This window comes from Parabacteroides sp. AF17-28 (assembly GCF_003479205.1).
Lineage (GTDB): Bacteria > Bacteroidota > Bacteroidia > Bacteroidales > Tannerellaceae > Parabacteroides > Parabacteroides acidifaciens.
Map to the genome: position 1 here is coordinate 13,192 of NZ_QUGV01000006.1, position 13,598 is coordinate 26,789.

Below are 13,598 nucleotides of genomic sequence, written 5' to 3' on the forward strand. Positions count from 1 at the left end.
AATAGAAACAGACAATAAATAATAGGGTAAAATGGAACGTATGAGAATTGAAGGTATCTTTCTGATGCTAATAGTTTCTTTGGCAACTTTTATAGGGTGCTGTGATGAAAAGGAAATTTCAGCTCCGACTGGTCCGGTTTCCATCTCATTTGCGATATCTTCTGCTTCCGAACAGACAAAATCCGGTGACGTAGAAGCCGCAACAGAAGATGAATTATTTGTATCCCGCTTTTATCTGGGCGTATATAACGCTGAAACGGGAGTGTTAATAACAAACTATATTTGTAGTGATGTATCTCGTGCAGACCAGAATTTGGAGATTACAAGTCCCGGTAATAGCAGTAATTTGTATACGGTAAAAAATCTCTCTGTCCCTATGAATGAGAAAGTGAGATTGTTGGCGATTGCAAATTATCCTGAGACTCTGAATTTGAATCAGTCATATTCTTTATTAGCAAACACTGTGGTAAAAGATGCTTCTTTGGCAACCTTGAACTTTGATCCTAAAAGTTTGATAAAAGTAGGTACTGCGGTTCATACTTTTACGGTGGAAGACCGGACTGAGAAGATCGATTTGGCTCAGCTTGCCGCTAAGATTCATATAAAACTGACCATGGAAGAATCAGCTCCGTCTGATCCTGTCTATAATATCCAGACAAGTGGTGGAGACGATGTGCTGGCGTTAATCAATAAGATTATTGGGCAAAACAATGGTTCCGTCAAAGAAGAAGATTTTAATGGAAGTTCTTTGGAAGGGAAAATCGAGATTTGTAAGAATGGTACATCTCATGGTTTTGGAGTTAGCAATGTGACTGATCATCAAGGAGGAGAAAAATGGATGGTTGTTAAGTGTGATTCCGTAAAAACTCGTACAGTTGAGAGTTGGAGGCTTGAGAATCATTCATTGGTCATCAATAATATTGCAATTTCAAGTCCTCTGGTTTTAGAGGGGGGCAATTCTGCGGCAGAAACAGGAAATCTGTTGCCACAGGCAACAGATATGATTGATATTTTTAAAGGAAATATAATCGAACTGACATTTTATACGTATCAGAAGAATACAAATGAACTGATAATGGTTATGCGGGGGGATTTGCAGAAAATAGAACAAGTAAGTTCATGCAAAAAGGTTAATGGCATTATTCATGGTAAGTGGAATACGTCCAGTGGTTGGGGACAAGGAGATGCTTTTGAAGCCGGTGCTGATCAGATCAATTTCCCTACTGACTGGTCGGATTGGGTACCGGGGACTTTTAGCGCAGTGCCTGGTACAGAAAACCGAATAAATGGACTTACTTATGAGATTCCGATTCAAACTGCGACAGGTATCTTAAGAGGTAACTATTATAACGTAACAGGTACGGTTAAACAGGCTATCAATAGCTTGTCAATCGATGTGAAAAGCTGGAGTGAGGACGATGTGCCGGTACATTTTAATTAAGGGGGAGGATATGGAAATGAGAAATAAATATTGGTTCGTATTATTGACTTTTATTTTAGGGTTTGTTGCTTGTACGGAAGATCGCTTGGGAGATCAGGCGGATTTGCAAGATGGACTTAATCTGCTGTTGAGTGTGCCACAAAGTACGGTTGTGTCTCCTATGACAAAAGCAGGACAAGAGGATACTAAGATTGTTTCCGATCTGAATATTCTGATTTATAATAGTGGTGAGACAAATGCATTGCCGATAAAATCATATTATTATACGACTTCGGAGGAGATGAAAGGCTTATCGGCATCCAATACGTCGGCTAATCCGGTGACGTTCAATTTTCCCTTGTCTAACGGCTCTTATTCTGTTCGCGTAGTGGCAAATGCCGGTTCTGAGATGTCAGGCATGACATGTGGAGAGGTGGATACCAAGACTTTTGGTTATAAGAATGATGGTTCTATTTATATGGTAATGTCTGGAAGTGATGATGTGACAGTCGCTAATGGCCGTGGAGGGGCCTCGATTTCTCTGGAACGTATATATGCAATGATAACCGTGCAAGTTCAAAAGAATCTGGCAACAGATATCGATATAACACCAACCCAAGTGGAATTGATACATGTACCGGCTACAGGATGTTTGACGGGTACGAATGCGATTGGTACAAATTGTTTGTTAAAAGACGGTACAGGAGGATTTTTGAAAAGTGACTTAGCTGCTGACCATGCAACAGCTGTTCCCTTTTATATGTATGAAAATATGCAGCCGGAGGGTAAATGTTCATTGGTGGATGAATCTGGGAAAAAACTATCGGAGGCAACATCTCCTGCTCTTGGATATGATAAAACGCCAGCAAGTTTCTCAAAACCTATCAGCCAGAAGGAGATTATAGCTACGGACCAGGTTTCTTCTTATATCGAGGTGACGGCGAACTATAGTCGGGATAAGGCTCCACTTGGAACGATAAAATACCGGTTCTTTTTAGGGAAGAACGCGACTACTAATTTCGAGGTGCAGCGAAACCATCATTACAAAATAACGTTGATGCTGGGTGGGCAGGGCGGAAAAGATGAAGTCTCCTGGCGGGTCGACGCAGATATGGAATATGAAATCAGTACTTCTGATATTTATATAGGTTATTTGGACAAATCGACCGGAACGGTGACTGTCACGACTAAGGATGGGAATTTGTTAAATTCCTTGCGATTAGAGAATGATAATAGTAATGGAATTACTTTGTCTGGACCTTATGGAACAGGGAATACCCGTACCTTTATAGCTACGGCTCAACATACAAATTTAATGCAGGATGCCTACAAAACAGGTTCTTTTAAGATTACAGCTAATTTTAAAAATGGGACAACTAATAGTAAAACGGTAAAGGTCTCCCAAGTATCCCGTTTGGTTGATCCGATTGCCATTTATAAGAGAGCTGCGAATGTGGAGCCTGTGGATGTTAAGGTGAAAGAGTATACAAGAGGAGATTTAGATTATCATATTTTGAAATCGGATGGACCGTGGAGTCTGAAGATCGAAAAAGGAGACTGGTTTACGCTTTCATCCGGAACTCGGAATATCAGTGGCGAAGGTCAGGTTCTGGAAAGTACAGAGAGTGGGGATGTCCGATTTACTTATACCCCCAATAGTCCAAATCCGGTGAATGATTATGATAGTAATGGTTCATATGCAGACTCTGATAAGGCCCGGTATGGTGTGGTCCTGATTAAATACCATAATAATAATTGCGAACATCGTATTTATTTGCGTCAAGGATATCATCCGACTACAATGTCGGGCTCTTATGTTGCTTGGTCGATGTTCAATTGTATTGGGAATGGAAGCTATGATCGTAGGACCGGTGAGTTGCCTACGCAAACTGGATATTTTTACCAGGCGGGAAATAATACCCGGTATCATCCTTATTCTCCGGGTTTTGGACAGTCTTATGGAGAGTCTTGGTGGAGTTGGAATAATGTGTCAGATTGGACGACAAATCAGAATACGCCTTGCCCGCCCGGGTATAAGTTGCCGACAAGTGGTGATTATTCTGGCATTGCGGAAAATAATAGTTTGTTGCAAGGATTTGTCCATGATGAAGATCCGGTTGCCGGTTGGACGCGGGGTAATGATGGAAAAATTTCTTTTAACAATGAAGATGAAGGAATTCATTGTAATCCTGCGAAAGGGACTTTGATTGTGGATAGAAACTCTGGGAAAAGTCTTTTCTTCTCTTATGGGAAGGGGGTATTGACTTCACATAGTCAGTCTTATCTCGAACAAAAATCTCCTACTGATATTAATTTAGATGAGATTGGAGTGGGATTGAGAAGAGCAGGCAATGGTCAGTTAGTCTATCAATTAGGTACTGGGTCTGCCGATCGTTATGGGGCAATTTATTTGACTTCTACTAAGTCGAGTAATGGAGATGCTGTCACTTCACTCGATTTATGGTATGATATGACATCTCCTGAAAAGAATGGAAAGGTTCTTTATAATCCTTCCGGAAGTAAAGATGCGGGTTTTGTCCGCTGTGTAAGAGATGGAAGTAGCGGTTCCGGAGGTTCAGGTGGCGATATCGGAGGTGATGCTGAAGGTAAACCCGGGGGAAAATATATATTTAGTTCTGTGAGTTCTTTTGAAAGAAAAATAAATGTTATTGCAGTTAAGAATGGTTACCCTGCTAATATATTAGGCTTTTTCAAGGTTGATCAAGAGAATCGTTCTATTACTCAGATTCTTAGTGATAGTAGACCTGGTAATCCTCCTGTTACTATTGATAGTGATATTACGGATGTTCTATTACAAGAGTCAGATACCAAAGAAGAATGTTTTTGTACTGTCTCCGAATTATATGGAAGTGGTGATAAAATCTTTAAGTAGGTAATATAATATAGAAATCCTCTCATTAAAACATGTTCTCTACCAAATGCGAATTTAGAAGAAATCGTATTTGGTAGAGAACAATTTGTTTCATATCGGTTCCCTTTAATCGGTATTTCTCTCTCTTCTTACTTTTTTCATCGGTATTTATATCATCTGGATAATTCTTGGTAGCTTTGCCCGCGAAACTTGAAAGGTGTACCTATTGCGAGTGGTAAAGACTTATTATATTTTTGTATCGGAATAAACAGTTTTATCACCATTGTTGTTTAATAATAGGATAGAAAAACAAAAGATAATTAAAAAATGAAGTGTATGAAAAAAGTACTTTTCCTCTTTTTGCTTCTGGCTGGCATGACTAACGTCTATGGGCAGAAGTTTGCGGTGAAGTCAAACTTGCTGTACGACGCTACTGCAACGATCAACCTCGGGGTTGAGATGGGATTGAGCAAGAAGTGGACACTGGACTTGTCCGGAAACTATAACGGATGGAAGTTCGGTGACGACACACGTTGGAAACACTGGATGATCCAACCTGAAGCCCGCTATTGGTTGTGCGAGAAGTTTAACGGTCATTTCTTTGGAGTTCATGCTCATTATGCCGATTATAATGTCGGCGGAATGAAATTCCTGAGTGATAATATGGAGAAAAATCGTTATCAAGGTAATCTCTACGGTGCCGGTCTGTCTTATGGTTACCAGTGGTTGTTGAGTAACCGTTGGAGTATGGAAGCTGTGATCGGTGTTGGTTGGGCGCATCTGGACTACGACAAATATCCGTGTGCCGTTTGTGGTGATAAAATTGCCGGAGATAAAGATTATTTCGGAGTGACGAAAGCTGCTCTTTCTATTATTTACTTTATTAAATAATCGGAGCTATGAAGAAGACAATAAAATTATATATGGCAGCCGCTTTGTTGGCTGTTATTTCGCCGGCTATCCTGGCTCAGGCCCCGGTAAAAGTAGTTTGTAACGAACTGAAACAACAAGGAAAAGAGTTGCTGATCGACGCTGTTATTACTGTAGACGGCAGCCAGATCAAGTCGCGCGAGAATCTTACGCTGACTCCTGTGCTGGAATCCGCTTCACAGAAAGAAGGTCTGCCATCCATCCTGTTGAACGGCCGGATCAGCCAGAAAGTGTATGATCGTGAGATTGCCTTGAATAACTTGCAGGACGAACCGCGTTTTTTGGTGGTACAGACTGGAAAGAGCGAAAGCGTGATTAACTATAAGATGACGATTCCTTTCGAATCATGGATGAAAGATGCCCGTTTCGTGCTGGTACCGAATATGTGCGGTTGCGGCAAGGAAGCGCAGGGCGAACCGCTGTTGATTGCCGATAAGGTCATGACACGTCCGGACAAACGCTATGAAGTGATGCCGACGCTGGCTTATATCTCTCCGGAAGCTGAAACAGTGAAACATCGTGCCGAAGTGGGTACGGCTTATCTGGATTTTCAGGTGGGACGATATGCTATTTTGCCTGATTTCCGTAACAATGCGGTCGAACTGGCTAAGATCGACAATACGATCAAGACTGTAGTGGATGATAAGAATATCACCTTGTCGGGTATCGTATTGAAAGGATATGCTTCACCCGAAGGTTCTTATAAATCCAATGCGGTGCTGGCTGAAAACCGTGTAAAAGCGTTGCGTGGTTATATTGAAAAGAAACATGATTTCAAATCGAGCTTCTTTAAGCTGGAAACTGTACCCGAGGATTGGGAAGGTTTCAAGGCTAAAGTGGAAGCCGATAATCAGGTGCCTGACCGTGATGCCGTTTTGGCTATTATCAATAGCGATAAAGACCCGGATAAGAAAGAAGCTGAATTGAGAGCTTTGAATGGCGGGGCTGCTTATCGTTATGTATTGGCCGGTATTTTCCCGTCTCTGCGCCGTTCCGAATACCGTGTTGATTATACGGTACGTGAATTTACGGTTGAAGAAGGCCGCGAGATTATCAAGACTCATCCGCAGCAGTTAAGTTTGAGTGAAATGTTTGCGGTTGCCAACAGTTACGAAATCGGCAGCAAGGATTATAATGACGTGTTCGAGATCGCTGTCCGTATGTATAGCGATGATCCGGTAGCCAATCTGAATGCCGCAAATATCGCTTTGTCAAAGAAAGATTTGAGCGCTGCACGTAATTACCTGGCAAAAGCGGGTAACAGTCCGGAAGCGATTCATGCACGTGGTGTGTTGAACCTGATGGAAGGCAACTTGAGTGAAGCCGGCAGATTGCTCGAACAGGCAAAAGCAGCCGGAGTGAAGGGTGCAGCTGCCAATTTGGACGAATTGCGCAAGAAAGAAGCCGATAATCAGCTCTTTGATAGCTTTGAGTAGTATAATTGATACTTTTACATCGCAGCGGTTGACTTATAAGCCTGTATCTTTGCGATATAATTATTGCATATAAAGAGATTGCGTATAAAAAAGATTGAGGACTTAATAAGTAAGATTATGGAACGTGTAGCAGATGTCGAAAAAGTTTTGATGAATGAGATAGACAACCAGGATGGTGTCTACTTATATCTCGAAGGTAATGCATGGTGCGCGTATGAACGTTCTGCTTATTATCTGGCAAGGTTAAATGTGCCGGTGGTACTACAGAAAGAGGTAATTCGCGACGGGTACGATGTAGTTTTGCTAAAAGCATTGTTCGCTGTAGATGATATGTGTTTGCCGCTGGCTCCTAAAACAGAGCTGAAAAAGGTGGCAGATGATAAATTACAGTTCCATGTATATGCCAATATTGATGGTTTTCCTGAATGGAAAGCTTCTCAATTAAATAGATTACCTGCATAAAAGGTATAAAGAGAACTTTATTAAACAGCCGTGAGGCTTGAATAAATACTAAGTTGTAAAATTGAGGGTGTATTTTGTCCCGAAGGCTGATCTTAGATCCCCTTCGGGACTTTTTTTGTCCGGGATAGCTCACTTTTTCTTAGTTTTGGACCTTCTGTAAATTGAAAAATATACATTAACCCCCTGTTTCGACTGTTTTTCTATTTCGTTCGAAATCTTGATCGATTTTGGATTGACTTTTTTCATGGTTTTAACCGGCTCGGATGACAACAGAGAAAATGAAGTGCCGAGCCCATACCAAAAAGCCTACAATTTGATTACCGAAAGACGAAAACACCGGCAATGTGATAAACCTTAACTCCCGGAGAATCGAATATTTGCGAGCAAAGACGAACCGCGTTCCAAATATCCTAAGGAAATTTTGGAGGCTTATTGCTGTGAGGTGCGCAGAAAATTCCCTTGAAGTAACGCTTCAGCGCTCTGAAGGTTGACTTCGTACTATATGAAGTCCGACTTCGGGGCAACAAAGTTCCGGATCAGAGCGATAAAGTCCCTCTTCATGGCGATAAGGTGCCAGATCATAGGAAAAAGCCCCTTTTTGATAGTAGAAAAGTAGATTAGCATTTGTTCGGTTTCGGATGTTTTTTTACCCTGAAAAACGCGTTTTATACAATAAGCCCTCCGCCGCAGGCTCTCTTTTGCCGTTTCGTTTCAACGAACGGTTTTTGAGCTTAGGGATGTGCCAAAACTGCCCTGTCCCCGCGCTTGACGCGGGGCCGCAATAGAACAGTCCTTATCAATCAGTTGTTTATACGGTCGGTTTTAATGCGATCCCGCGTCAAGCGCGGGAACGGGATAGTTCACTTTTTCTTAGAAATGAACTATTCGTTTACAGGGTGCGGTAGACTAAGACCTGGCTGCCGGGCGAAAGGGTGATGGTGAAGCTGTCTCCTGTCGCTTCGTTGAGAGTCCCTTGCCACCAAGCTGTCAGCTGGCGGTCGTTTATCGGCCAGCGGAGACCGGATGTTGTTATCCTGCCGCAGGGGGAGAGGGAGAAAAGGGATACTTGCTGCCCGGGGTGGCTGTCCAGCGTTGTTGTTTGCCGGATGGGGGTGAAGATGCCATAGTCCGAAAGCATTTCCACACGGTCGAACAGGGAGGCATAATCAGCCAACAGGGAAATGTTGCCCAGTGTATGGTCTTCGCGTAACCCGGTGGCTCCTAATATCAGGACCTCTTTTTCTCCGGATTGGTGGGCAAAACGGACGGATTTTGTCAGGTCGTTGATTTCCTGGTCTTCTACGATGTGGATACGGCCGGCATACAGTTCCCGGAAGCGGGGTTGAATGCTGTCCAGATCACCGACAATGGCTGTCGGGGTGATGCCTGCATCATGCAAAGCCTGTACGGCTCCGTCGCAGGCTATGATGACGGAGGCTTCGCGCAGCAGGCGGAGCGGCAAAGTGGTTTGCGGAAAATTGCCGTTTGCGATGACGACGCAATTATAAGGTGCTATCATTTGTTTTTATTCCTTTCTTTTTCCAGGTGTATAATCCGACTGCAGCCAGTATGGCATAGCAAATATATAGAAACATGGTGGGGTATAGTCCACGCAGGTAATAAAGATAGACGGATACGCAGTTGACGATGATCCAGAATATCCAATGCTCGATGATCCGGCGGGCCAGCATCCAGGTGGCGACGATCCCGACGGCAGTGGTAAACGCATCACCGGCAGGGATAGGCGAATCGGTGAAATTATGCAGGATATAATAGAGCAAGGCATAAATTGCAAGGATTGCGAGGATTATTCCCGTAAGAAGTGGGAACGTCATGTTGCGGTAGAGGATTGCTTCATTCGCCGGGGCGTTCTGATTTGTTTTTTCCTCGTTTATTGCTTTTTTACGGGTCCATTGCCAAAAGCCATATATGCTGATGGCGACATAATAGATGTTCAACCCCATGTCGGCATATATTTTTGAAAAGAAAAAGACGAACACATAGACCAGGGAGGTCAGGAAGCCGACTACCCACATGGCACGGTGCTGCCTGATCTCTAAAAGCAGATAAAGCAACCCCGTCAATACTCCGAAATATTCCAATAATTGTTCCATTGTTTAAAACTTGAATGTTACCCGGCCCATGGCATTTATCCCCGCCTGGGTGAAATAGCCGTCTTCTTTGTAACGCTCACCGTCGACCATTGCTGAGTAAACCCAGGCATTCGTCTCGTATTGCTCGTTAAATATATTGTTTATTGTGACATCAAGAGCGATTTCTTTCATAAACTTCGGCTTGAAGACATAGCCGACACGCAGATTGCTTACAAAGTAAGGATCGATGGAGCGGTCTTTGCTGGAAGTATTGTCGATATATTGGCGTCCGACAAACTGGGAGTTAAAGCTTGCACTGAGTTGTTTCCAATTGAAGTTGAACATGCTGTTGGCGATGATATCCGGTGAAAAAGCGATATTGGTCGTTCCCAGCTTATTGTGATCCTCACGCTGATAGCCCCAATCGCCGTTAGGGAGGGTTTCGTACACTTCGATGCTTTCTGTGAAATTCTTGATTTTGTTCCGGCTCAATGTCAGGTTCCCGCTCCAATCCAGCCAACGGGCGATTTCCACGCCTCCGGTCAACTCGATCCCCATGCGGTAGCTGTCTTTGATATTGGAGGTAAGGGCTTCACCGATTTCACTGATCTTACCGGTCAGGATTAATTGGTTGCTATAGTCCATGAAATAAAGGTTTGCACCGACGTGAAAACGGGAATTTCCGAAACCATAGCCTGCTTCGTAGTCGTATAAGGTTTCATGTTGCGGACGTTCGTCCGGGCCGGCCTCTGTGAAGTTGTCCCGGTTGGGTTCGCGGTTGGCTACGGAGAATGAGACGAAAGCATTGTGCCCGTCTTTTTGGAAATTAATACCCGCTTTGGGGTTGAAGAAGTTCCAGTATTTATTGATATTTACGTTGTCACCGGCTTTATCGTCACTTCCTTTGATTGTGTAGTGGATGCCTCGGTATTGCATATCCAGGTAGCCGTTCAGGTGAGGATGGAACTGGTAGTTGGCCTTTGCGTACATATTATAATCCAGCTTATTGCCGGTATTGCGGTAGTATTCATAATCAGGTTCGGGAAGGCTGTTCGATTGTTTTGCCCACATGACGCGGCCGAAATGGTTGCCGTCATAACGGTTGATAGCGGCTCCTACTGAGAATTGCAGGCGTTCGCCCCGGAAATTGGCACTGTAGATGGCTCCATAGAAATCATTTTCCAGCCATTTGCGGCGAACGAGATCGGTCTTGGTGATCGTATCGCCCTGGCTGTTGATATAAGGATTCAGTTTGTAGCTTTTAAACTTAGCGCCGCCTTTATAATCTTCATAGTAACCTGCTCCGTGTGTGTAATGGAGAGTCAGGTTCATGTTCCAGAGATCGTTTAAGCGCTGGCTGGCGGTCAGATGGTAGTTTTGCTGCCGATAGTTGTCTGTCTGGTTTTTGTAGTATTTGGTCACTCCATCCTCTTTATATTCACCGCAGGGATTGTATGTGCGGTTGGAATCCAGCATATAGGACGGAACACCGGTCCATGCCTGATAGGTTTTTTCGATACTGCCGAATGTCTGGAAACGAATCAGCGTGTTGTCTCCGTAATAGGCGGCCGATGCGAAGTAGGAATGCATATTGGCATCGGCCCGATCTATGTAGCCGTCGCTTTGGATATTGGAATAACGGGCGTCGAAAACAAAATGGTCATTGAGAAGTCCGGTACCGAACTTGACTGTATTCTTGACAGTTCCGAACGAGCCGGCTGATACCGAATATTCGGCGTAGGGCTTCAGTTCCGATTTTTGTGTCTGCATAGAGACGGTTGCACCGAATGCGGCAGCCCCATTGGTAGAAGTCCCGGCACCGCGCTGTATCTGGATATTGTCAACCGAAGAGGCGAAATCGGGCATATTCACCCAGAAGACGGTATGCGACTCCGAGTCGTTCACGGGTACTCCGTTGACTGTGATATTGATACGGTTGGCATCTGTTCCGCGAATGCGGAAACCGGAGTAACCGATACCCGTTCCGGCATCCGAAGTCATGATAACGGACGGTGATTGTAGGATCAGGTAGGGGATACCTTGTCCGTCGTTCCGTCGTTTCAGTTCGTCTTGTGTTAACTCGCTGTAGGCGACAGGCGTCCCTTTGGCGACTTTGGTTGCTGTGACAACAACTTCATCCAGTGATACGTCTTTGGAAATTTTCAGTGAATCGGCAGGTTCGACAGTTATTCCCTGCGCAGTCAGTACAGCCCATGATGAGGCTAAAATAAATACACTTTTCATCCTTTGTTTTTTTGATAACCTAAATAAAATAAACGAACGGTGAAAAGGAGTGTCGGAAGAAATATACCATGCAAGCCCGGAAGGCTTGGTTTTTCAATTCCCTACGCCGGCATTATCCGTACAGGTAATATGGGTATGTTCTCAGCCTATGGTATTGAACCATAAGCACCCCTTTTGAATTCGGGTACAAAGAAACGTAAAAAGAGGGAATCTTACAATATCTGATACGGATATGAAAGAAATAATAATATTTGTTTGAAAACTCATTGATTATTTGTATATTTGCGGGCGATTAAGCGAAGATGAGGAGGGGGCGGGCAGTCCCCTTCTTTTGTTCTTAACTGTATGTGTATGATTGAAAAGGACGTAATAAGTCAGTTGGTTGAAGAGAAATTAGCTTCTTCCGACAATTATTTGGTAGACGTAGTAATTAAACCGGGTAACCTGATTATCATAGAGATAGATAATGATGAGGGTGTTTGCATCGACGACTGTGTGGAGTTGAGCCGTTATGTGGAAGGTCACCTGGACCGGGATGCGGAAGACTTCGAGCTTGAAGTGGGTTCCGCCGGTATAACATCTCCGTTTAAAGTGCTTCGCCAGTATGTGAAAAATATAGGCAATGAAGTGGAAATGCTGCTTAAAAACGGTACGAAGTTGGCAGGTGTATTGAAATCGGCCGATGAAAACGGGGTAGTCGTAACTGTTGAAAAACAGGTAAAACCCGAAGGTGCCAAGCGTAAGGTGGCTGTACAGGAAGACCAGTCATATACATTCGATGAAATAAAATATACAAAATACTTAATAAGATTCAAGTAAAAGATTATGGCCAAGAAAGAGGAAACAATCAGTATGATTGACACACTTGCTGAGTTCAAGGAGTTGAAGAATATAGATAAGGATACGATGATCAGCGTGTTGGAAGACTCATTCCGCAACGTGATCGCTAAAATGTTCGGTACGGATGAAAATTACGACGTAATTATCAATCCTGAGAAAGGAGACTTTGAAATCTGGAGAAACCGTACGGTTGTTGCAGATGACGAACTGGAAGACTCTAACCTTCAGCTGACATTGACTGAGGCCCGTAAGATCGACGCTGATTGCGAAGTCGGCGAAGAAGTAACCGACGAAGTGCATTTTGCAGACTTCGGACGTCGTGCCATCTTGAACCTGCGTCAGACGTTAGCTTCAAAAATACTTGAATTACAGAAAGACAGCTTATTTGCTAAATATAAAGATAAAATCGGTAACATCATTGCTGCCGATGTTTATCAGGTATGGAAGAAAGAAATCCTGTTGCTGGATGACGAGGGTAATGAGTTGCTGCTCCCGAAAACAGAACAGATCCCGACAGACTTTTACCGCAAAGGTGAGACAGTACGTGCAATCGTACAACGGGTGGATAATTACAACAACAATCCGAAGATTATTCTTTCCCGTACAGACAAATTATTCCTGCAGCGTTTGTTTGAACTCGAAGTGCCTGAAATCAATGATGGTCTGATCACTATCAAGGCAATAGCCCGTATTCCGGGAGAGAGAGCAAAAGTAGCCGTAGAGTCGTACGACGACCGTATCGATCCGGTTGGCGCCTGCGTCGGAATGAAGGGTTCCCGTATTCACGGTATCGTTCGCGAGCTGAGAAACGAGAATATCGATGTAATTAATTATACATCCAATGTATCGCTGTTTATCCAGCGTGCATTAAGCCCGGCTAAAATTTCCTCTATACGAGTGAACGAAGAAGAACATAAGGCAGAGGTTTATCTTCGTCCTGAAGAAGTTTCATTGGCTATCGGTAAGGGTGGTTTGAATATCAAACTGGCCTGTATGTTGACCGAATATGCAATTGACGTATTCCGCGATGTGGAAGGTGCAGATGAAGAAGACATCTACTTGGATGAATTCTCGGATGAAATCGATGCTTGGGTTATCGAAGCGCTGAAAAATACAGGATGCTATACCGCGAAGAGCGTGTTAGCGATGAGCCGCGACGAGATAATTGAACGTGCCGACCTCGAAGAACAGACTGTTGACGAGGTACTTGCTATCTTATCTGCCGAATTTGAAGAAGAGGTTGAAGAGAGAGAAGAAAAAGAAGAGGATGAAACTCAGGAATAAGTATTACGACAAAGTTT

10 protein-coding genes and 1 riboswitch are annotated in these 13,598 nt (G+C 43.6%); of the genes, 7 read left to right on the top strand and 3 right to left on the bottom strand.

The window, feature by feature from the left end:
* The first annotated feature begins 31 nt into the window (after window positions 1-31).
* From DWW90_RS05645 to DWW90_RS05665, 5 genes are all read left to right on the top strand, one after another.
* Window positions 32-1,441: a hypothetical protein gene (locus tag DWW90_RS05645; protein ID WP_122344304.1), complete on the top strand. Its 1,410-nt coding sequence runs from the start codon at window positions 32-34 to the stop codon at window positions 1,439-1,441.
* Window positions 1,442-1,451: 10 nt separating this feature from the next.
* Window positions 1,452-4,313, top strand: a complete 2,862-nt coding sequence (locus DWW90_RS05650) for a fimbrial protein (protein WP_158582812.1) — start codon at window positions 1,452-1,454, stop codon at window positions 4,311-4,313.
* 315 nt (window positions 4,314-4,628) lie between these two features.
* Window positions 4,629-5,183, top strand: a complete 555-nt coding sequence (locus DWW90_RS05655) for a DUF3575 domain-containing protein (protein ID WP_115500983.1) — start codon at window positions 4,629-4,631, stop codon at window positions 5,181-5,183.
* A gap of 8 nt (window positions 5,184-5,191) precedes the next feature.
* Entirely contained in the window at window positions 5,192-6,658 is a 1,467-nt protein-coding gene (locus DWW90_RS05660; RefSeq protein WP_115500982.1) for a DUF3868 domain-containing protein, read from the top strand.
* Between the two features lie 117 nt (window positions 6,659-6,775).
* Window positions 6,776-7,120, top strand: a complete 345-nt coding sequence (locus DWW90_RS05665) for a hypothetical protein (RefSeq protein ID WP_115500981.1) — start codon at window positions 6,776-6,778, stop codon at window positions 7,118-7,120.
* Between the two features lie 889 nt (window positions 7,121-8,009).
* On the opposite strand, the gene DWW90_RS05670 is transcribed toward DWW90_RS05665, so the two are convergent.
* Genes DWW90_RS05670 through DWW90_RS05680 form a run of 3 tightly spaced genes read right to left on the bottom strand, consistent with a single transcriptional unit; the run spans window position 8,010 to window position 11,457 of the window.
* Window positions 8,010-8,639: a thiamine diphosphokinase gene (locus DWW90_RS05670; RefSeq protein ID WP_122344306.1), complete on the bottom strand. Its 630-nt coding sequence runs from the start codon at window positions 8,637-8,639 to the stop codon at window positions 8,010-8,012.
* Window positions 8,623-9,234, bottom strand: a complete 612-nt coding sequence (pnuC, locus tag DWW90_RS05675) for a nicotinamide riboside transporter PnuC (RefSeq protein ID WP_122344307.1) — start codon at window positions 9,232-9,234, stop codon at window positions 8,623-8,625. The genes DWW90_RS05670 and pnuC overlap by 17 nt, the downstream gene beginning before the upstream one ends.
* Window positions 9,235-9,237: 3 nt before the next feature.
* Window positions 9,238-11,457, bottom strand: a complete 2,220-nt coding sequence (locus DWW90_RS05680; RefSeq protein WP_122344308.1) for a TonB-dependent receptor — start codon at window positions 11,455-11,457, stop codon at window positions 9,238-9,240.
* Between the two features lie 81 nt (window positions 11,458-11,538).
* Window positions 11,539-11,640: riboswitch (TPP riboswitch) on the bottom strand.
* Window positions 11,641-11,808: 168 nt separating this feature from the next.
* Here DWW90_RS05680 and rimP point away from each other — a divergent pair.
* Both rimP and nusA read left to right on the top strand, forming a co-directional pair.
* On the top strand, window positions 11,809-12,276 hold the full coding sequence (gene rimP, locus DWW90_RS05685) for a ribosome assembly cofactor RimP (protein ID WP_199662175.1): 468 nt from the start codon (window positions 11,809-11,811) through the stop codon (window positions 12,274-12,276).
* A 6-nt stretch (window positions 12,277-12,282) separates the two neighbouring features.
* Window positions 12,283-13,581, top strand: coding sequence for a transcription termination factor NusA (nusA, locus tag DWW90_RS05690; protein WP_115499266.1), 1,299 nt, complete (start codon window positions 12,283-12,285; stop codon window positions 13,579-13,581).
* Window positions 13,582-13,598 lie beyond the last annotated feature (17 nt).

What these genes read in the sequence shown, in the direction of transcription:
- DWW90_RS05645 (WP_122344304.1), top strand. Translation starts at nt 32, where the DNA reads ATGGAACGTATGAGAATTGAAGGTATCTTTCTGATGCTAATAGTTTCT.
- DWW90_RS05660 (WP_115500982.1), top strand. Translation starts at nt 5,192, where the DNA reads ATGAAGAAGACAATAAAATTATATATGGCAGCCGCTTTGTTGGCTGTT.
- DWW90_RS05650 (WP_158582812.1), top strand. Translation starts at nt 1,452, where the DNA reads ATGGAAATGAGAAATAAATATTGGTTCGTATTATTGACTTTTATTTTA.
- pnuC (WP_122344307.1), bottom strand. Translation starts at nt 9,234, where the DNA reads ATGGAACAATTATTGGAATATTTCGGAGTATTGACGGGGTTGCTTTAT.
- nusA (WP_115499266.1), top strand. Translation starts at nt 12,283, where the DNA reads ATGGCCAAGAAAGAGGAAACAATCAGTATGATTGACACACTTGCTGAG.
- DWW90_RS05680 (WP_122344308.1), bottom strand. Translation starts at nt 11,457, where the DNA reads ATGAAAAGTGTATTTATTTTAGCCTCATCATGGGCTGTACTGACTGCG.
- DWW90_RS05670 (WP_122344306.1), bottom strand. Translation starts at nt 8,639, where the DNA reads ATGATAGCACCTTATAATTGCGTCGTCATCGCAAACGGCAATTTTCCG.
- rimP (WP_199662175.1), top strand. Translation starts at nt 11,809, where the DNA reads ATGATTGAAAAGGACGTAATAAGTCAGTTGGTTGAAGAGAAATTAGCT.
- DWW90_RS05655 (WP_115500983.1), top strand. Translation starts at nt 4,629, where the DNA reads ATGAAAAAAGTACTTTTCCTCTTTTTGCTTCTGGCTGGCATGACTAAC.
- DWW90_RS05665 (WP_115500981.1), top strand. Translation starts at nt 6,776, where the DNA reads ATGGAACGTGTAGCAGATGTCGAAAAAGTTTTGATGAATGAGATAGAC.